Here is a 17104-nt window from a genome sequence, read left to right on the forward strand (position 1 = left end):
GCGTGGAGCTCGCCGCCCATCCGCTCGCACTGGTGGCGTGCGGCCTGGCGGTGCTGGTGGCGTCCGTCGTGCAGACGGCGACGGGCATGGGCTTCGGCCTGCTCGCCGGACCGCTGGTCCTGCTCGTCCAGCCCGCGCTCGTGCCCGGTCCACTGCTGGTGGGGACGCTCGCCTCACTGCTGCCGGTGCTGTGGCGGGAGCGGGGCGCGCTGGAGATCCCGGCGATGCGCGGAGCGATGCTCGCCTCGGTCCCCGGAGCGCTCGCGGGGCTCGGGCTGCTGCAGGTGATGGATGCACGGCTGCTGGCGGCGACGGTTGCGGTCGTGGTGCTGGTCGCCTGCGGCGCGGGGATCGCCGGCGTCCAGCTGCCCGGCGGCCAGCGTGCGCTGACCGTCGCGGGCTTCGCCTCCGGCACCCTGTCGACCGTCGCGGCGACCCCGGGACCGCCGCTGGTGCTCACCTACCGCGCGCCCTCCCCCGCCGCCCAGCGGGCCAACCTCTCGGTCTTCTTCGTCGGCACCACGGTGCTTTCCCTCGGCGTGCTCGTGGCAGGTGGGGAGCTCTCGGGCAGCGGTGCCGCCTCCGGCGGGCTGCTCGTGCCGTTCGTCCTGCTCGGCTACGTCGCCGCCGGCCCGCTGCGGCGCCGACTGTCCCTGCCGGCCATGCGCCGCGCGGCGCTGGCGCTGTGCCTGCTCTCCGGCGCGGCGCTGCTGGTCCGGGCGCTGACCGGCTGACCCTCAGCCCCCGGGCGGCGGCTCCCGGCGGACGAGGTCGCCGACGGCCTCCTCCAACCGGGCCCACGAGCCGCTCCACTCCACCAGCGGGTCGAGGATCCGCTCGAAGACGGCGAGCTGCTGGTCGAAGGCGTCCAACTGGGCCCGCATCGCCGCGATCGAGGTGCGCTGCGCGGTCACCATCTCCATGATCGCGCGCAGCTGGGCGGCCGACATCGCGCCGGGCGGACTGGGCAGGGCCGGCAGCGGGAGCCGGGACGTCGCACTGCCGGCCAGGGTGCGGGCGCGGTCGGTGAAGAACCGCAGCTGGCTCACGAACTCGTCGATCGACCGCCCTACGATCCCGCTCTGCGGGTCGGTGCGGTCGCCGTCGGCCTCGGTCATCGCTCCCCCTCCGGCTGTCCTGCCCCCCGACCCTAGGCAGGACGGGCCGACGGTGCCCGGTCAGCCGTCGGCGGTGCGGTTCCGGATCTCCTCCTCCGTCGCCCGGGTAGCGGCTCAGGGTCCCCCGACTCCGACACGGCCACCACCTCCCCGGCTCCCGGGGCGGCCCGGGCAACACTCGGGGAGATGTCCACACACCGCACGACGACGTCCCGGGCGGGTTCCGCACCCATCCGACGGCCGGACCGGGCGCGGTCCCTGGTCCTCGCGACCGTCGTCGTCGCCGCGCTGACCGGCTGCGCCTCCACGCCCGTCCGACCGGCCTCCTTCTCCGGCGGCGGACCCGCGACGGCCACCACCACTCCCCCATCGCCCGAGCGGACGTCGACGGACGTGTCCGTGGACGCCGTGCTCGCCGGCCTGGACCGCCGGTCCCAGGTGTCGCAGCTGTTCGTGGCCGGCGTTCCGCTGGACGGGCTTGGCGCGGGCACGGCCGTCGTCGGCGAGGGGGTCGGTGGGGTCTTCCTGCAGGGCCGGACCACCCTGGCCGCACCGGAGCTCGCCGCCACCACGGCCGCCTGGCAGGAGGCGGCGCCCGGTCCCGGCCTCTGGATCGCCGCCGACCAGGAGGGCGGCGCAGTCCAGACCCTCAAAGGTTCCGGGTTCGACGTGCTCCCGCCGGCGGTGGAGCAGGGCTTGCTGCCGGCCGGCGAGCTGGGTGCGCTCGCCGACCGGCTGGGGGCCGCGATGTCCGGTGCCGGCCTGAACCTCAACCTCGCCCCGGTGGCCGACGTCGTCCCCCCGGGCACCGAGGCGGGCAACGCGCCGATCGGCGCGTTCGGCCGGCAGTACGCCGGCGCCGGTCCCGCGGTGGCAGCCGCTGCCGCGACGGTGGCCGACGGGCTGGCCTCGCACGGCGTCGTCCCGACGTTCAAGCACTTCCCCGGCCTGGGCCGGGTCTCCGAGAACACCGACACCACCAGCGACGTCGTCGACCCGGTGACCGCCGCCGGCGACGAGCAGGTCACCGCCTTCGCCGATGCGCTCGCCCGCACCGCGGCCGACCCGTTCGTGATGACGTCGTCGGCGACCTATCCCCGAATCGACCCGGAGGAGCAGGCCGCGTTCTCCCGCGCCGTCGTCACCGACCTGCTCCGCGACCGGCTGGACTTCGACGGGGTGGTCGTCTCCGACGACCTCGGTGCCGCCGAGGCAGTGGCGGACATCCCGCCGGGCGAGCGCGCCGTCCGCTTCCTCGCGGCCGGGGGCACGCTGGTGCTGACCGTCGACGCCGGTCTGGTGCCGGAGATGGTCGACGCCGTCGCGGCCCGGGCGGAGACCGACCCCGCCTTCGCCGCGACCGTCGACGCGGCCGTCCGCACCGCCCTCACCGCCAAGGCCGAGGCCGGCCTCCTCGGCTGAGCCCGGAGACGACGAAATCGGCGATCTCGCCCCCATCACGTGCGTGAAGGGGGCGAGATCGCCGATCTCGTCGGTGGGCGATCGGGGGAGCCAGCTCCGCTCAGTACCAGCCGGTCGCCCGCGAGTGCGACCACGCGCCGCACGGCGAGCCGTAGCGGTTCTCGATGTAGATCAGCCCGGCGTCGATCTGCCGGTAGCCGTCGGAGGTCTTGGCGATGCCCGTCCCGGCCCACGTCGAGTTGAGGAACTGCGGGATGCCGTACGCGGTGCTGGTCGGGTTCTGCGCGTTGGGGTTCCAGCCGCTCTCCTTGCCCCACAGGCTCTCCAGGCAGCTGAACTCGCCGGCGCTGCCGACCTTGCTCATCGCGTACTGCTTGAACGACCCGGCAGGGGCGGCAGGTGCCGCCGGGGCGCTGGTCGCGCGCGCCGGAGCGGGGGCGGCTGCCTGGGCGCGGGCGGCCTCGGCACGAGCCGCCTCCGCGCGCGCGGCCTCCGCGCGCGCGGCCTCGGCACGGGCGGCCTCGGCACGGGCGGCCTCCTCCGCCGCGCGGCGGGCGGCCTCCTCGGCCGCGATGCGGGCCGCCTCCTCGGCGGCCCGGCGGTCGAGCTCGGCCTGCTCCGCGGCGGCCCGGGCCTCGGCGGCCGCAGCCCGCTCGGCGGCGCGCTCGCTGCGGCTCGCCGCCAGCGGGGCGAGGCTGTCGACGGCGGACTCCACCGTGTCGGCGGCGGGCGCCTCGGCGGTGATCCCGAGCTGCTCGGCGACGCTGACCGACGCCAGTTGCGGCTCGTCCTGCGCGGTCGGCTCGTCGGTGACGACGACGTTGGCGATCAACCCGCCGGCGGCGACGACGGCCAGCAGCAGCGCCGGACGGCGGACCCGGCCGACGGGACGACGTCCGCCCTCGGGCCGGAGGGCGCGGGTGATCGAGGTGGCGCGAATCTTCATGGGGAGGAACTGCTCCAGGGGCAGGGCACAGCGGGGCAGCGGAGGCTGCACGGACTGCTGCGGGGTGGTCGAGTGGCAGCGGCGGTCGGGCGGTGCGCCCGGGCGCTCAGCGCGGGGAAGGCGCGCGCGAGGCCCCGTACCGGCTGCAGTTCCGTACAGGGTGGGCCCGCAGGCTCGCCATGCGGCGGCTCTCCGTTTCTTCCGTCGTGCCGCCTACCGGGTTAGCTGACGGATTCGGGCGGGAAGCGGCCCTACCCGCGCCGCCACGTGCTCGGCGCGCGATTCACCCCAGTGCTGCGGTGGGTCCCCGGCTCGCCCGCAACTCGACGGCAGCGGGCGACTCGGCGGCGCCCGGCGGACCTCCCCGGGCGGGGAGAACGAACGGCCGGACGGGACCCACGGTATCCAGCGTTATCCGTTCGTGACAATCCCTCGCCGGGAAAAGGAACATGACGCGACCCTCAGGGCAACCGCCAGACGGTCGTCCGGCGCACCGGTGCGGGCCGGCCTGGCGACGGTTCGGTGTCGGGCACGTCGTAGGCGGCCAGGGACTGCAGCCGGTCCTCCGGGAGGTAGACACGCCCCGGATCGCCGACCAGCACCTCCACGCCGCGGGCACGTGCGGCCTCCAGGAAGGGCAGCACCCGGTCGGTCATCTCGCGGTCGTAGCAGACGTCCCCGGCCAGGATCACCGCCACGTCCGGCGGTTCGGCGCCCAGCACGTCGCCCACCGGCGTGATGCCCGGCGTTCCGTTCCGCTCGGCGTTCACGATCACGGCGGTCAGCGCGAAGGGGTCGACGTCGCTGGCGAGCACGGACGTCGCCCCGGCACGGACCGCCGCCACGGCGACCAGCCCGCTGCCGGCGCCGAGATCCAGCACCGCCCGCCCCGCGACCAGGTCGGGGTGGTCGAGCACGTACCGCGCCAGCGCCTGGCCGCCCGGCCAGGCCGCCGCCCAGAACGGCGGATCGGTGGAGGTGCGCCCATGCTCGGTCTCCATGGCCTCCCACAGGGCGACGACGTCGGCGGCCACCAGCAGCTCCACCTCGGGCACCAGTTCGGGCCGCACCGCCCGGGTGTGGGCGCGGACGAACTCCGGGGGGACGGAACGGTCGGCCGACACCGAGGCAGTCAACCGCACCGGCGGGACGACGGCGCAACCGAGGTGCCGTCGCCCAGGCCTGCGGCGCCCACGACGGCAGCTTCCCCCGGTCGGCCGCAACCCAGCGCCTCGTCGACCACCACCATCGGGCGTTGCTCCCGGCGTTGCAGGTGCTGATCCGGGGACGCCTCGGGGAACGCTCCCCGAGCGCCGCGACCGGTCAGCTCGTCGGCTTCGCCGGTGCCGCCCGACGGGCGATCAGCCGCCAGTAGCTGCCCGGCACGAGCCGCACCAGCACGTCGGGAACCTTCGCGGTCCAGCCGATCAGCAGCCGCGGACGACGACGCTCGATTGCCGCGACGATCTGTGCGGCAGCGTCCTCCGGCGGCATCCGGAGCAGCCTGGCGAACTGCTTGCGCCCCTTCTCGTACTCCGCCACCGACACGCCCGAGCCGGTCCGGGCGCTCTCGGCGATGCGCGTGCGGATGCCGCCGGGGTGCACCACCGTCACGCCGATGCCGTCCTCGGCCAGCTCGTGCCGCAGCGCCTCGGTGAACCCCCGGACGGCGAACTTGCTGGCCGCGTAGGCCGCCTGGCCGGCCGGGGCGACGATGCCGAAGACGCTGGACAGGTTCACCACGTGTGCGCCGGGGTGCGTCCTGAGCACCGGCAGCAGGGTGTGGGTGAGCCGGACGACGGCGCGCACGTTGATCGCCATCACCCACTCGAACTCCTCCAGGGTGACCTGGTCGAAGCGCCCGCCGAGCGCGGCTCCGGCGTTGTTGACCAGCAGCGTCGTCTCCGGGTGCTCGGCGACGAGCGTCGCCGCCACCCGGGCGGTCGCCTCGTCGTCGGCGAGTTCGACGACGTGGGTGGCGATCCGCAGCCCCGGGTGGTCGGCACGGATCCGCCCGGCCACACCCTCGAGCCGCTCGGCCTCGCGGTCCAGCAGCACCAGGTGGCTGCCCCGCCCGGCCAGTTGCGCGGCGAGCGCCTCGCCGATGCCGCTCGCCGCACCGGTGACGACGGCCGTTCCGCCCGCGAACGCGTAGGGACCCATCACGCCATCGTCCGCTCGGGGACGGCGCCGGCCAGCGCTCGCGGCTGGAAGGTCATGCCCTCGTCCTCCAGGGAGCCACGGCGCATCAGCGCGACGTCGCGCAGGTAGTTCTGGTGCAGCCGCCAGGGCGCGCGGCCGCCCTGCTTGGGCAGGCCGGCGAGACTGCGCTGCACGTACCCGGCCGCGAGGTCCAGGAACGGCGCGTCAGCCCCCTCCGGCGGGGCGACCGGGGTCGCCGACACGTAGCCGTGCGCGTCCATGTGGTCGAGGAGCCGGACGACGTAGCCGTTGACCAGGTCGGCCTTGAGCGTCCAGGAGGCGTTGGTGTAGCCGATGACCATGGCGAAGTTGGGCACGCCGGAGAGCATCATCCCCTTGTAGGAGACCGTCTCGGGCAGCTCGACGGGCTCTCCGTCCACGGCGAGGGTCATGCCGCCGGCCGGGAGCAGGTTCAGCCCGGTCGCGGTGACCACGACGTCGGCGGCGAGGTGCTCTCCCGATTCCAGCTCGATGCCGTCCTCGGTGAAGGTGCGGATCCGGTCGGTGGCGATCGAGGCCCTCCCCTGCCGCAGGGAGCGGAACAGGTCGCCGTCCGGGACGAGGCAGAGCCGCTGGTCCCACGGGTCGTAGGGCGGGTTGAAGTGCATGCTGACGGCGAACCCGGCCGGCAGCTGCTTCTCGGTGAGCCGGCGGATCAGCTTCCGGACCATCGCCGGGCGACGGCGGCTGAGCTGGTACAGCGCGGTGCTGGTGAGCACGTTCTTCCAGCGGACGATCGGGTAGGCGGCCCGGGCCGGCAGCTTGGCGCGCAGCCACTGCGCCAGGGGATCCCGGCTCGGCAGCGACATGACGTAGCTCGGCGTGCGCTGCAGCATGGTCACGTGCTCGGCCTGCTCGGCGAGGTTGGGCACGAGGGTGACGGCGGTGGCGCCGCTGCCGATCACCACGACCTTCTTGCCGGTGATGTCGAGGTCCTCGGGCCAGTGCTGCGGGTGCACCAGCTCTCCGCGGAACCGCTCCTCGCCCTCGAAGCGGGGGCGGAAGCCCTCGTCGTAGCGGTAGTAGCCGGAGCAGACCGACAGCCACGAGCAGGTCAGCCGCACCGTCTCACCCGTGTCGGTGCGCTCGGCGGTGACCGTCCACCGGCTGTTCGGCGTCGACCACTCCGCGGAGAGCACGCGGTGGTGGTACCGGATGTTGTCGGTGACCCCGTACTCGCGCGCCGTCTCCTCGATGTACCGGCGGATGGCGGGTCCGTCGGCGATCGACTTCGCCTCGTTCCACGGGCGGAAGGAGTAGCCGAGGGTGAACATGTCGGAGTCCGACCGGATCCCCGGATAGCGGAACAGGTCCCACGTGCCCCCGAGAGCGGCGCGGGACTCCAGCACCAGATAGCTCGTGCCCGGCCGATCCTTCTCCAGGTGGCAGGCGGCACCGATGCCGGAGAGGCCGGCGCCGACGACCAGGACGTCCACGTGCTCGGTTGGCATGCCTGTCTCCGGTTCGCTCGTCCGGCGCGGGCCGGAACTGGGTCTGCGCCGTCGCGACGGTGCGCGGCGCACGGTATCGACGGCGTGTCGACTCAGTCAACACGACGTCGAGACGCGGGCCGGTGCGGCTAGTCTGCGTGCCGTGCCGGCTGCCACGGGTGAGCTCCCCAGCGCCGGGCGCGGCCGGCGGCCCGCCCGGCGCTCCGGCGACGACCGGGAACTGGCGATCCTCGCCACCGCGGAGCGCCTCCTCGCCGAGCGGCCGCTCGCCGCCATCTCGGTCGACGACCTCGCGCGTGGCGCCGGCATCTCCCGGCCCACGTTCTACTTCTACTTCTCCTCCAAGGACGCCGTCCTGCTCGCCCTGCTCGACCGCGTGGTCGCCGAGGCCGACGCCGCGATGCAGCGGGCCTTCGGAACACCGGCCACCGGTGCGCGGGACGGCTGGGCGCGAGCGATCGGCGCCTACTACGACACCTTCCGCGCGCACCGGTCGCTCACCGTCGCCTGGGCGCAGGCGCGCTCCACGAACGACGAGGTCCGGGCGCTGTGGTCGGAGGTGTTCGAGCGCTGGGTGCAGCAGTGCGCCGCGGCCGTCGACGCCGAGCGGGCACGCGGGGCCGCACCGCCGGGGCTGCCCTCGCGCGACCTCGCCGTCGCCCTGACGTCGATGAACGAGCGGGTGCTCTACGCGACGTTCAGCGGGGACGGGCCGGCCGTCCCCGAGGAGCGGGTCGTCGACGTGCTCCTCGGCATCTGGCTCTCGGCCGTCTACGGCGCTGCGGTCCCCGACTGAGCATGCTGAGCAGGGCGCGCAGCGGCGCGCGCAGTCGAGCAGTTCGATCACCGTGCCGTCGGGCGTCCGGCGGAACGACCGGTCGTCGTGGTCCGCCGCACCAGGTCGGCGCGCCGCCGCGGGATCCGGAAGTACAGCGAGGAGACGGCCGGCAGGCCGGCGTCCGACGCGCAGACCAGCAGCTCGTGGTCGTCGAGGCACTCAACGCCCGGCGGCCGGCCTGGCACGCGCGCCACGGTGCCGACCCGACCGGTGGGCCGCCGGCGCGCACGATGCGCCCGTCGGCCAGACCCGTGTACACCCGCCCCGCCCCGTCGACCAGGACGCCCTCCGGCCCCTCGCCGATCGGCACCACCGTCGCCCCACCGACGTCGCGCGCGCCGATCCTCCCGCTCCCACTCCGCGGCCGGTCCGGAGGTCAGCGGCAGACTGCCCGCCGGCCCCGGAGGCCACCGGGGTCACTCCCCGACGACGGCGGAGCCGGCCCCGGCGGTCGTGAAGTCGCGGCCGCCGGCGCCGGTGCGGACCACGGTGACCGGGCAGGCCGCGTGGTGCACCAGCTGGTCGCTGACCGAGCCGAGCAGCAGGCCGGAGAACCCGCCGCGGCCACGCGCGCCGACCACCACCAGGTTGGCGCCCTCTGCGGCGGCGAGCAGGCCCTGCACCGGCGGCCGGTGGACGACGTGGCAGGTGACCCGCGCGGCGGGGTCCAGCCCGGCCGCGGCGACGTGCGCCGTGAGCTCCTCCAGCACGGCCTGCTCCCAGTCGGGCAGCGGCGGCACGTAGCCGGGTTCCCAGGTGGCGGGGTGCGGTGCGGTGGTCATCGACCAGGCGCGGACCACGTGCAGGTCGACGTCGGCCCGGCGGGCCAACCGTGCCGCCCAGCGGAGCGCCTCCTGCGCGCACTTCGAGCCGTCGTGCCCGACCACGACGCCACCGTCGACCTGAACGACCTTACGGACCTCGTCCACCGCTGCCCTCCACGTTGGTGCGCGCCGGCGTGATCACCGACACGGTCAGCCTCTCATCACGCGGCGACGCGCACGTCACCGGCGGCGGACGGCGCACCGTCAACCCGAGACGGGCTCGGTCCGGCCACCCAGCAGCACGAGCTCGTCGGCCGGCGGGACACCCACGGCCTGCAGTGCCGCACCGATGCGGTCGGTGAGGCACCGCAGGGACTCCCGGGCCTGGTCGCGCTGGCGGCAGAGGTCGTCGACCTCCGCCCTGATCGCGGCGAGCCGGGCGCCCGCGACGTCGTCGGCGGACTCGCGGTCCCGCTGGGCCTGCGCCGCGGCCTGCTCGCGCTCGGCGGCCGCCGCCCGGGCCAGCTCGCCCCTCTCGGCAGCGGCCTCGGCGGCCAGCCGGTCCCGTTCGGCGGTGGCCTCGGCGGCGAGGCGGTCGCGCTCCGCCGCCGACTCGGCAGCCGCGCGGTCACGCTCGGCGGCGGCCACCCTGAGCAGCTCGGCGGCCTCGGCCTTCGCCCTCTCCAGCACGGCGGCCCCCTCGGCGCGGTCCCGCTGGGCGTTCACCCGGAGCTGATCGGCGACGTCGATCGCCATCTCCTTGATCTCGTGCGCCTTGCGCAGCCGCGCGTCGGCCTCGAGGCGGGCGTCGGCGAGCACCTGCGCCGCATCCGCCTCGGCCGCGTCGAGCACCTGGGCCGCCTGGTTCTCCGCCAGCCGCAGGACCTCTCCGACCCGGGCGCTGACCACCGGCCGCTCGCGCCCGACGGGTTGCTCGGCCAGCAGGCGGCGGGAGATCTCCAGCTCCGTCCCGCAGGCGACCACGCGGTCGAGCAGGTGCTCCCGCTCGCGGTGCGCGGCCGAGAGCTCCCCCTCGGCCCAGGCGACGTAGTTGTCGACCTCCATCCGGTCGTAGCCGCGCAGTGCACCGCGGAAGGCCGGCCGGTGGTCCAGCAACGTCTCCAGGGCGCCCGCCGGCCGCGGAACCCGGGCATCGGGCGCGTCCGGCGGCACCTCCTCGTCCTGGACACGATTGGCGACGAACTCGACATGCCGGAGCATCCGGACGGCCCCCCTGGGAAGTAGGTGAGGCGGAATCTGCCAGAGGGCCACCCGGCTCGCGGGCCGCTGTGACGGGTCCGTGACCGTGTCGCCGCCACCCCGGCGGTGCCACGCCGGCGCGTACTGGAACGACTACGCGGCGCTGCCGCCGCCTCGCCTCCACCCCATCGGGCACCCGGGCATATCGGGCCGGTGCGGCGCGTTCACCCGGCAGGGATAATTGCACTCTCAACCAGATGCGGAGACCGAGATGCAGTTCGGCGTGTTCACCGTCAGCGACATCACCACCGACCCGACGACCGGGCGCACCCCGACCGAGGCGGAGCGGCTGAAGGCGGTGCTGGCCATCGCGCAGAAGGCCGAGGAGGTCGGCCTCGACGTCTTCGCCCTCGGCGAGCACCACAACCCGCCGTTCTTCTCCTCCTCCCCCACCACCACGCTCGCGTGGATCGCGGCGCGGACCCGGACGCTGCAGCTGTCGACGTCGACGACGCTGATCACCACCAACGACCCGGTGAAGATCGCCGAGGACTACGCGATGCTGCAGCACCTGGCCGAGGGCCGGGTCGACCTGATGATGGGCCGCGGGAACACCGGCCCGGTCTACCCCTGGTTCGGGCAGGACATCCGCAACGGCATCGAGCTCGCCGTCGAGAACTACGCGCTGCTGCGCCGGCTGTGGACCGAGGACGTCGTCGACTGGCAGGGCAAGTACCGCACCCCGCTGCAGGGCTTCACTTCGACACCCCGCCCGCTGGACGGCGTTCCGCCGTTCGTGTGGCACGGCTCGATCCGCTCCCCCCAGATCGCCGAGCAGGCCGCGTACTACGGCGACGGCTTCTTCTCCAACCACATCTTCTGGCCGAAGGAGCACACCCAGCGGATGGTCGAGTTCTACCGCCGCCGCTACGAGCACTACGGCCACGGCAGCGCCGACCAGGCGATCGTCGGCCTCGGCGGCCAGGTGTTCATGCGGAGGAACAGCCAGGACGCCGTCGCCGAGTTCCGCCCCTACTTCGACAACGCGCCGGTCTACGGCCACGGCCCCTCGTTGGAGGACTTCAGCCGGGAAACCCCGCTGACCGTCGGCTCGCCGCAGCAGGTCATCGAGCGGACGCTCGGGTTCCGCGACTACGTCGGCGACTACCAGCGGCAGCTGTTCCTCGTCGACCACGCCGGGCTGCCGCTGAAGACGGTGCTCGAGCAGCTCGACCTGCTGGGCGAGGAGGTCGTCCCGGTGCTGCGGAAGGAGTTCGCCGCCCGTAAGCCGGCGCACGTGCCCGAGGCCCCCACGCACGCCGCGCGGGTCGCGGCGGCCGGCGGCAGCACGGACACGACGGTCCACGCCGGTGGCGACGACGTCACCGGGCGCACCCCTGAGGCGGTGACCCGATGAGCACCCGCACCCTCGCCGTCGTCAGCGCCGGGCTGGGCGTCCCGTCGTCCACCCGGCTGCTGGCCGACCGGCTGACCACGGCCACGGTGGAGGCCCTCCGCGAGCGGGGCGTCACCGCCACGGTCGAGGTGGTCGAGCTGCGGCAGCACGCCCGCGACCTCGCCGACAACCTGGTCACCGGCTTCGCCAACGAGGCGCTGCGGGGCTCGGTGGACACGGTGGTGGGCGCCGACGGCCTGATCGCCGTGACACCGATCTTCTCGGCGTCCTACAGCGGCCTGTTCAAGACCTTCTTCGACGTCCTGGACAAGGAGGCGCTGGCCGGCAAGCCGGTGCTACTCGGCGCCACCGCCGGCACGGCGCGGCACTCGCTGGCCCTGGAGCACGCCATGCGGCCGCTGTTCGCCTACCTCCGGGCGACGGTCGCCCCGACCGCGGTCTTCGCCGCGTCGGAGGACTGGGCCGGCGGCGAGACCGGCAGCCCGGCTCTCACGGGGCGGGCGCACCGGGCCGCCGGCGAGCTCGCCGACCTGGTGGCCGGACGGCCACCGGCCGCCCCGGCGGACCCGTTCGCCGACCCGGTCGGCTCCTTCGAGGACCTGCTCCGCGGCTCCGGCGCCTGAGGAACGCCCCCTGCCCCGACCGCCGGCACGATCGCGACGGGCGCCGGCAGGGGGCCGCTCCGGCCGGAGGCCGAGGGATCAGTCGTCCTCCTGCTCGCCGCCTTCCTGCTCGCCGCCTTCCTGCTCGACGATGCCGCCCTCGTCCACGGCCTCCTCGCCGCCGCAGGCGGTCATGGTGAACGAAGCGGCCGCGATGGCGATCCCGGCTGCGGCCGAGCGCCAGCGACGGGTGGGCAGGGACGTGCGGTTCATGGGTTCTCCTCCAGGCGGGCCGACCACAGGTCGGGAGCGGATGTGCCTCCCGTGCTGTGCCCCGGCCCGCACCGAAGCACGCACATCCGTCCCGACGTCATCGACCGGTCACCCGCACCCGCCGCGCGGCCGGCGCCGGACGGGGTCCTCGTTCAGCCGACGGCGTCCTCCGACGGGGGCGCGGTACCGCCCTCGGACCCCTCGCCGGTCATGAGCGCGACGACGGCGGCCCGGTCGGCCGCCGACGGCAGACCCCAGCCCGGCTCGTACCCGTACACCTCGCGCAGCGGGCGGGACGCCGTCCGGCCGGTGAGCACCTCCACCGAGTCGGTGTCGATCAGGCTCGGGTGCTCGACACCGCACGCCTCGGCCACCTTCAGCAGGTCGCGGCGCAGCGTGCGGATGTAGTTGGCGGCCCGGGCCGACTTCAGCGCCGGGTCCAGCCCGTGCGCCAGCCAGGAGTTCTGCGTGGCCACCCCGGTCGGGCAGGTGTCGGTGTGGCACTTCTGCGCCTGGATGCAGCCGATGGCCAGCATCGCCTCCCGCCCGACGTTCACCATGTCGCAGCCGAGCGCGAAGGCGACCACGGCGTTGTCGGGCAGGCCCAGCTTCCCGGCCCCGATGAAGACCACGTCGTCGGCCAGACCGGCGCGCGCGAACAGCGCGTGGACGCGGGAGAAGCCGAGCTGGAAGGGCAGCGACACCGAGTCGGTGAAGATCAGCGGCGCGGCACCGGTCCCACCCTCGCCGCCGTCGATGGTCACGAAGTCAACGCCGCGCCCGGTGCTCGACATCAGCTCGGTGAGCTCCTCCCAGAACTCCATGTCGCCGACCGCCGACTTGATGCCCACGGGCAGGCCGGTCTCGGTGGCGAGCAGCTCCACCCAGTCCAGCAGGCTGTCGACGTCGGAGAACTCCGCGTGCCGGGAGGGGCTCACGCAGTCGACGCCCTCGGGAACGCCCCGGGCCGCGGCGATCTCGGCCGAGACCTTCGCCGCCGGCAGCACCCCGCCGAGACCGGGCTTCGCACCCTGGCTCAGCTTGATCTCCAGCGCGCGCACCGGCGCCCCCGCGACCAGGTCCTTGAGCCGGTCGAGGTCGAACCGCCCGTGCGCGTCACGGCAGCCGAAGTAGGCCGTGCCGATCTGGTAGACCAGCTCCCCGCCGTGCCGGTGGTAGCGGGAGATCCCGCCCTCCCCCGTGTTGTGCAGGCAGCCGGCCAGCGCCGCTCCGCGGTTGAGGGCCTCCACCGCCGCGCCGGACAGCGAGCCGAAGCTCATCGCCGAGATGTTCACGACCGACGGCGGCCGGAAGGCTCCCGCCCGGCCCCGGGCGGCGCCCAGCACCTTCGCGCACGGGAGGTCGACGTCCTGCCCGGCCTGCACGTGGGTGGCCGGGACCGCCCGCCCGAACGTGCGGTGCTTGATCACGGGGTACCCCGCGGTGTACTCGAGGTCGTTGTCGGTGCCGAACCCGAAGTAGTTGTTGTCCCGCTTGCTCGAGGCGTAGACCCAGCGCCGCTGGTCGCGGGTGAACGGCCGCTCCTCGTTGTTCCCCGCGACCAGGTACTGCCGGAGCTCAGGCCCGATCGACTCCAGCAGGTAGCGGGCGTGGCCCACCAGCGGGTAGTTGCGCAGGAGGGTGTGCTCGCGTTGGAGCAGGTCGCGGACGGCGACCCCGGCCAGCGCGGTGAGACCGGCAGCGGCGGCGCGCGGGAGAAGCGGCATGCCTCACTATCGCGCGGCGGGGCCGGCCGCGCAGTCGCTGCCGGCCCCGGTCACAGGAACAGGCTGAGTCACAGGAGGAGGCTGAGCACCAGCGCCAGCAGGAAGCCGATCGTGCCCAGCAGTGTCTCCATCACCGTCCAGGTCTTGAGGGTGGTCTTCTCGTCCATCTGGAAGAACCGGCTGACCAGCCAGAAACCGGAGTCGTTGACGTGCGAGAGCACGGTCGCCCCCCCGGCGATCGCGATGACGATCAGGGCGAGGTCCACCGAGCTGAGCCCCTCGCTGGCCGCCACCACGGGGGCGATCAGGCCGGCCGCGGTCGTCAGCGCCACCGTGGCGGAGCCCTGCGCCACCCGGATCAGGGCGGAGATGACGAAGGCCGCCACGATGACCGGCAGGCCGATGTCCCCGAGGACGTCGGCCAGCGCGGCGCCGATGCCGCTGGCCCGCAGCACGCCGCCGAACATGCCACCGGCACCGGTGATCAGGATGATCGCGCACACCGGCCCCAGTGCGCTGTTGAGCACCGACTCCACCTCGGCACCGCTGTCGCCGCGGCGCCGGCCCAGCACCCACATGGCCAGCAGGACGGTGATCAGCAGCGCGATCGGCGTCGCCCCGATCAGCTGCCCCCAGCGGACGAACGCCGACTCCTCGTCCACGACCCCCTCGGCGGCCAGCGTGGTCAGGCCGGTGTTCAGGAAGATCAGCAGCATCGGGAGCAGCAGCACCGAGATCACGGTCGCGAAGCGCGGCGGTGCGGGGCGGGTCGCCGTCTCCGTGCCGGTCCGCCCGCCGGCGGCGATCCCCGGCGAGCTGCCCTCCACCGACGGGTCCGGGGAGTCGTCGGCCGTCCTCGGCTCGCCGGCCAGGATGTTGGGGACGGGGAGCTCGAACCGGCGCCCCGCCCAGAGGCCGAACAGGTAGCCGCCGAGGAACCAGGTCGGGACGCCGATGAGCAGGCCGAAGACAAGCACGAGGCCGATGTCGGCGCCGATCAGGCCGGCCGCGGCGACCGGCCCCGGGTGCGGCGGCACGAACGCGTGCATGACGGCGAACGCGCCGGCCACGGGCAGCCCGTAGGTGAGCAGCGAGCCACCCAGCCGGCGCGCCACGGTGAACACGATGGGCAGGAAGACGACGAGCCCGGCGTCGAAGAAGATCGGGAACCCGAACAGCAGCGCCGCCACGCCCAGGGCCAGTGGCGCCCGCTGCTCGCCGAAGCGTCTGATCAGGCTGTCGGCGAGCACCTGGGCGCCGCCGCTGTGCTCGAAGAGCCGGCCCAGCATCGCCCCGATGCCCACGAGCAGCGCGACGCTGGCCAGGGTGGAGCCGAAGCCGGTGGTCATGGTGGTGACCACGTCCTCCAGCGGGACCCGCGCCGCCAGCGCCACCGCCAGGCTGACCAGGATGAGAGCCAGGAAGGCGTGCAGCTTCACCTTCATGATCAGGAAGAGCAGGACGCCGACCGCCACCGCGGCGATCAGCAGCAGCGGTCCGGCGCTCAGCGCCGGTTCGGCGTCGGTCATGGCTCCTCCGCTGAAGTCAGGTCGGTGGGGTAGGTGCGTCGTCCAGGGCGTCGAGCGTGGTGAAGACGTCGACCAGGGCCTCGGTGGACCGGTCGACCAGGGGGCGCAACCGCCGGTAGACGTCGACGGCATCCGGATCGGGCAGGACCGGCTCGTGCACCGCGACCAGCGAGGTCGCCGCGTCCAGGTCGGGCAGCTCCCCGAGGGCGTGCCAGCCCAGAAGGCAGGCGCCGAGCCCGGTGCCCTCCGGCGACTCGGCGACGCGCACCGGCAGGTCGAGGGTCGCCGCCAGCGTCCGGATCCACAGCGGGGAGGCGACCGCGCCCCCGGTCGCCCGCACCTCCCGCACCGGCACATCGGTGGCGGCGAAGGCGTCGCGCACCAGCGCCAGCTGCTGGCAGACCCCCTCCACGGCGGCCCGGACCAGGTGCGCACGTCCGTGCTCGCGCCGCAGCCCGAGGTAGGCCCCGCGCATCCCCGACCGCCACCAGGGCGCCCGCTCGCCGAGCAGGTAGGGCAGGCAGACCAGGCCGGAGCTGCCCACCGGAACGGCCTCGGCCTCGGCCAGCAGCCGGGCATCGAGGTCGTCGGCCGCCTCCCCCTCCGGCGGCGGGGCGCCGTCGAGGCCTGCGGCCAGCGCCTGCGCGGCCCACCGCACGACCGATCCGCCGTTGTTGATGGCCCCGCCCACGACCCAGGCGTCGTCGGTGAGCGCGTAGCAGAACAGCCGGCGGCCGGGATCGACCGTCGGGGCGGGGACGACGACGCGCATCGCCCCGCTCGTGCCGAGCGAGACCGCGGCGACGTCGGAGCGCACCGCACCGATGCCGAGATTGGCGAGCACCCCGTCGGACGCGCCGATCACGACCCGGAGGCCGGCCGGCAGGCCCGTGGCCGCAGCCACCTCCGGCCGCAGCCCGGGCAGCACCGCCGTCGTCGGGAGCACCTCTCCCAGCTGGCCGGGACGCACGCCGGCGATCTGCATCGCCTCCTCGTCCCAGCGGCCGGCCCGGATGTCGTAGAGCCCGGTCGCCGACGCGCTGGAGCGGTCCAGCACGTGCGGCCCGCCGCAGAGGGTGGCGACCACCAGTTCCTTGACCCCGCCCCAGCGCGGGACCCCGGCCAGGCGGTCGGCGTCCTGCACCCGCTCCCACGACAGCTTCACCAGCGGCGACATCGCGTGCACGGGGGTGCCGGTCCGGGCGTGCAGCTGCGGCGCCCGGCCGTCGGCCACCAGCGCCTGGGCCCACTGCGCGGCCCGGTCGTCGGCCCAGGTCACCACGGGGCCGAGCGGGCGCCCGTTCCCGTCGAGGGGCACCAGGCCGTGCATCGCGGCGCTGAGGGTGACCGCGACGACGGTGTCGCCGCGCTCGCGGGCGCGGGCGGTGACGTCGGCGAGGGCCGCCACGGCCGCGGACGCGAGGGCTCCGGCGTCCAGCTCGGCCCGGCCCGGTGCGGGCACCAGCAGCGGGTAGGCGACGCTGACGACGTCCCGGACCCGCCCGTCGGACCCCGCCGTGACCGCCTTCGTCGCCGTCGTCCCCGAGTCGAGACCGACCACGACGTCCACGCCCACCCCCTGACCGGCTCGCTCGCTCCAGGCATCCTGCCCGCG

The 17104-nt window shown here is 74.6% G+C and carries 17 protein-coding genes, 1 pseudogene and 1 riboswitch; of the genes and pseudogenes, 5 read left to right on the forward strand and 13 right to left on the reverse strand.

The window, feature by feature from the left end:
* Positions 1-2: 2 nt before the first annotated feature.
* Entirely contained in the window at positions 3-734 is a 732-nt protein-coding gene (locus ACI791_RS08245) for a sulfite exporter TauE/SafE family protein (protein ID WP_456585609.1), read from the forward strand.
* A gap of 3 nt (positions 735-737) precedes the next feature.
* Here the strand turns inward: ACI791_RS08245 and ACI791_RS08250 are convergent, their stop codons facing one another.
* Positions 738-1118: a hypothetical protein gene (locus ACI791_RS08250; protein WP_347057103.1), complete on the reverse strand. Its 381-nt coding sequence runs from the start codon at positions 1116-1118 to the stop codon at positions 738-740.
* A 186-nt stretch (positions 1119-1304) separates the two neighbouring features.
* Here ACI791_RS08250 and ACI791_RS08255 point away from each other — a divergent pair, with 186 nt between their 5' ends.
* Positions 1305-2540: a glycoside hydrolase family 3 N-terminal domain-containing protein gene (locus ACI791_RS08255; protein WP_456585610.1), complete on the forward strand. Its 1236-nt coding sequence runs from the start codon at positions 1305-1307 to the stop codon at positions 2538-2540.
* Between the two features lie 100 nt (positions 2541-2640).
* Here ACI791_RS08255 and ACI791_RS08260 read toward each other — a convergent pair whose 3' ends face one another.
* From ACI791_RS08260 to ACI791_RS08275, 4 genes are all read right to left on the reverse strand, one after another.
* Positions 2641-3486 carry an aggregation-promoting factor C-terminal-like domain-containing protein gene (locus tag ACI791_RS08260; RefSeq protein WP_456585611.1) on the reverse strand — a complete coding sequence of 282 codons (846 nt, stop codon included), beginning with the start codon at positions 3484-3486 and terminating at the stop codon, positions 2641-2643.
* Positions 3487-3680: 194 nt separating this feature from the next.
* Positions 3681-3828: riboswitch (cyclic di-AMP (ydaO/yuaA leader) on the reverse strand.
* Between the two features lie 119 nt (positions 3829-3947).
* Positions 3948-4610, reverse strand: a complete 663-nt coding sequence (locus ACI791_RS08265) for a class I SAM-dependent methyltransferase (RefSeq protein WP_456585612.1) — start codon at positions 4608-4610, stop codon at positions 3948-3950.
* 199 nt (positions 4611-4809) lie between these two features.
* Entirely contained in the window at positions 4810-5649 is an 840-nt protein-coding gene (locus tag ACI791_RS08270; protein WP_456585613.1) for an SDR family NAD(P)-dependent oxidoreductase, read from the reverse strand.
* Positions 5649-7139 carry a flavin-containing monooxygenase gene (locus ACI791_RS08275; protein WP_456585614.1) on the reverse strand — a complete coding sequence of 497 codons (1491 nt, stop codon included), beginning with the start codon at positions 7137-7139 and terminating at the stop codon, positions 5649-5651. The genes ACI791_RS08270 and ACI791_RS08275 overlap by 1 nt, the downstream gene beginning before the upstream one ends.
* Positions 7140-7281: 142 nt before the next feature.
* Between ACI791_RS08275 and ACI791_RS08280 the strand changes: the two genes are divergently transcribed.
* Positions 7282-7935 (forward strand): TetR/AcrR family transcriptional regulator, encoded by a 654-nt coding sequence (locus ACI791_RS08280; RefSeq protein ID WP_456585615.1) that lies wholly within the window; start codon positions 7282-7284, stop codon positions 7933-7935.
* Positions 7936-7982: 47 nt separating this feature from the next.
* Here ACI791_RS08280 and ACI791_RS08285 read toward each other — a convergent pair whose 3' ends face one another.
* The 4 genes and pseudogenes from ACI791_RS08285 to ACI791_RS08300 all read right to left on the reverse strand — a co-directional run bounded on the left by ACI791_RS08285 (position 7983) and on the right by ACI791_RS08300 (position 9962).
* Complete coding sequence (locus ACI791_RS08285; protein WP_456585672.1) at positions 7983-8162, reverse strand: hypothetical protein; 180 nt, start codon at positions 8160-8162, stop codon at positions 7983-7985.
* Positions 8163-8212: 50 nt separating this feature from the next.
* A pseudogene (locus ACI791_RS08290) lies at positions 8213-8290 on the reverse strand (hypothetical protein); the annotation flags it as partial.
* A gap of 103 nt (positions 8291-8393) precedes the next feature.
* Positions 8394-8906 (reverse strand): universal stress protein, encoded by a 513-nt coding sequence (locus ACI791_RS08295; protein WP_456585616.1) that lies wholly within the window; start codon positions 8904-8906, stop codon positions 8394-8396.
* A 99-nt stretch (positions 8907-9005) separates the two neighbouring features.
* Positions 9006-9962: a DivIVA domain-containing protein gene (locus tag ACI791_RS08300; RefSeq protein ID WP_456585617.1), complete on the reverse strand. Its 957-nt coding sequence runs from the start codon at positions 9960-9962 to the stop codon at positions 9006-9008.
* A gap of 250 nt (positions 9963-10212) precedes the next feature.
* On the opposite strand from ACI791_RS08300, the gene ACI791_RS08305 reads away from it, so the two are divergent.
* Together ACI791_RS08305 and ACI791_RS08310 are read left to right on the forward strand one after the other, a co-directional pair.
* On the forward strand, positions 10213-11358 hold the full coding sequence (locus ACI791_RS08305; RefSeq protein ID WP_456585618.1) for an LLM class flavin-dependent oxidoreductase: 1146 nt from the start codon (positions 10213-10215) through the stop codon (positions 11356-11358).
* The gene (locus tag ACI791_RS08310) at positions 11355-11981 is read left to right on the forward strand and encodes an FMN reductase (RefSeq protein WP_347057114.1); all 627 of its coding nucleotides are present in this window, start codon (positions 11355-11357) and stop codon (positions 11979-11981) included. Before ACI791_RS08305 ends, ACI791_RS08310 begins: the two co-directional genes overlap by 4 nt.
* 78 nt (positions 11982-12059) lie before the next feature.
* Here ACI791_RS08310 and ACI791_RS08315 read toward each other — a convergent pair whose 3' ends face one another.
* From ACI791_RS08315 to ACI791_RS08330, 4 genes are all read right to left on the reverse strand, one after another.
* The gene (locus ACI791_RS08315; RefSeq protein ID WP_456585619.1) at positions 12060-12233 is read right to left on the reverse strand and encodes a hypothetical protein; all 174 of its coding nucleotides are present in this window, start codon (positions 12231-12233) and stop codon (positions 12060-12062) included.
* Positions 12234-12385: 152 nt separating this feature from the next.
* Positions 12386-13960, reverse strand: a complete 1575-nt coding sequence (locus ACI791_RS08320; RefSeq protein WP_456585620.1) for an FMN-binding glutamate synthase family protein — start codon at positions 13958-13960, stop codon at positions 12386-12388.
* 68 nt (positions 13961-14028) lie between these two features.
* Positions 14029-15489 (reverse strand): GntP family permease, encoded by a 1461-nt coding sequence (locus ACI791_RS08325; protein ID WP_456585621.1) that lies wholly within the window; start codon positions 15487-15489, stop codon positions 14029-14031.
* 16 nt (positions 15490-15505) lie between these two features.
* Positions 15506-17059: a gluconokinase gene (locus tag ACI791_RS08330; RefSeq protein WP_456585622.1), complete on the reverse strand. Its 1554-nt coding sequence runs from the start codon at positions 17057-17059 to the stop codon at positions 15506-15508.
* Between the last annotated feature and the right edge of the window lie 45 nt (positions 17060-17104).

Source organism: Blastococcus sp. SYSU DS0973 (assembly GCF_054051055.1).

Coding starts and splice junctions, on each gene's coding strand:
- ACI791_RS08305 (WP_456585618.1), top strand. CDS start 10,213: ATGCAGTTCGGCGTGTTCACCGTCAGCGACATCACCACCGACCCGACG.
- ACI791_RS08315 (WP_456585619.1), bottom strand. CDS start 12,233: ATGAACCGCACGTCCCTGCCCACCCGTCGCTGGCGCTCGGCCGCAGCC.
- ACI791_RS08250 (WP_347057103.1), bottom strand. CDS start 1,118: ATGACCGAGGCCGACGGCGACCGCACCGACCCGCAGAGCGGGATCGTA.
- ACI791_RS08325 (WP_456585621.1), bottom strand. CDS start 15,489: ATGACCGACGCCGAACCGGCGCTGAGCGCCGGACCGCTGCTGCTGATC.
- ACI791_RS08310 (WP_347057114.1), top strand. CDS start 11,355: ATGAGCACCCGCACCCTCGCCGTCGTCAGCGCCGGGCTGGGCGTCCCG.
- ACI791_RS08255 (WP_456585610.1), top strand. CDS start 1,305: ATGTCCACACACCGCACGACGACGTCCCGGGCGGGTTCCGCACCCATC.
- ACI791_RS08260 (WP_456585611.1), bottom strand. CDS start 3,486: ATGAAGATTCGCGCCACCTCGATCACCCGCGCCCTCCGGCCCGAGGGC.
- ACI791_RS08300 (WP_456585617.1), bottom strand. CDS start 9,962: ATGCTCCGGCATGTCGAGTTCGTCGCCAATCGTGTCCAGGACGAGGAG.
- ACI791_RS08320 (WP_456585620.1), bottom strand. CDS start 13,960: ATGCCGCTTCTCCCGCGCGCCGCCGCTGCCGGTCTCACCGCGCTGGCC.
- ACI791_RS08275 (WP_456585614.1), bottom strand. CDS start 7,139: ATGCCAACCGAGCACGTGGACGTCCTGGTCGTCGGCGCCGGCCTCTCC.
- ACI791_RS08270 (WP_456585613.1), bottom strand. CDS start 5,649: ATGGGTCCCTACGCGTTCGCGGGCGGAACGGCCGTCGTCACCGGTGCG.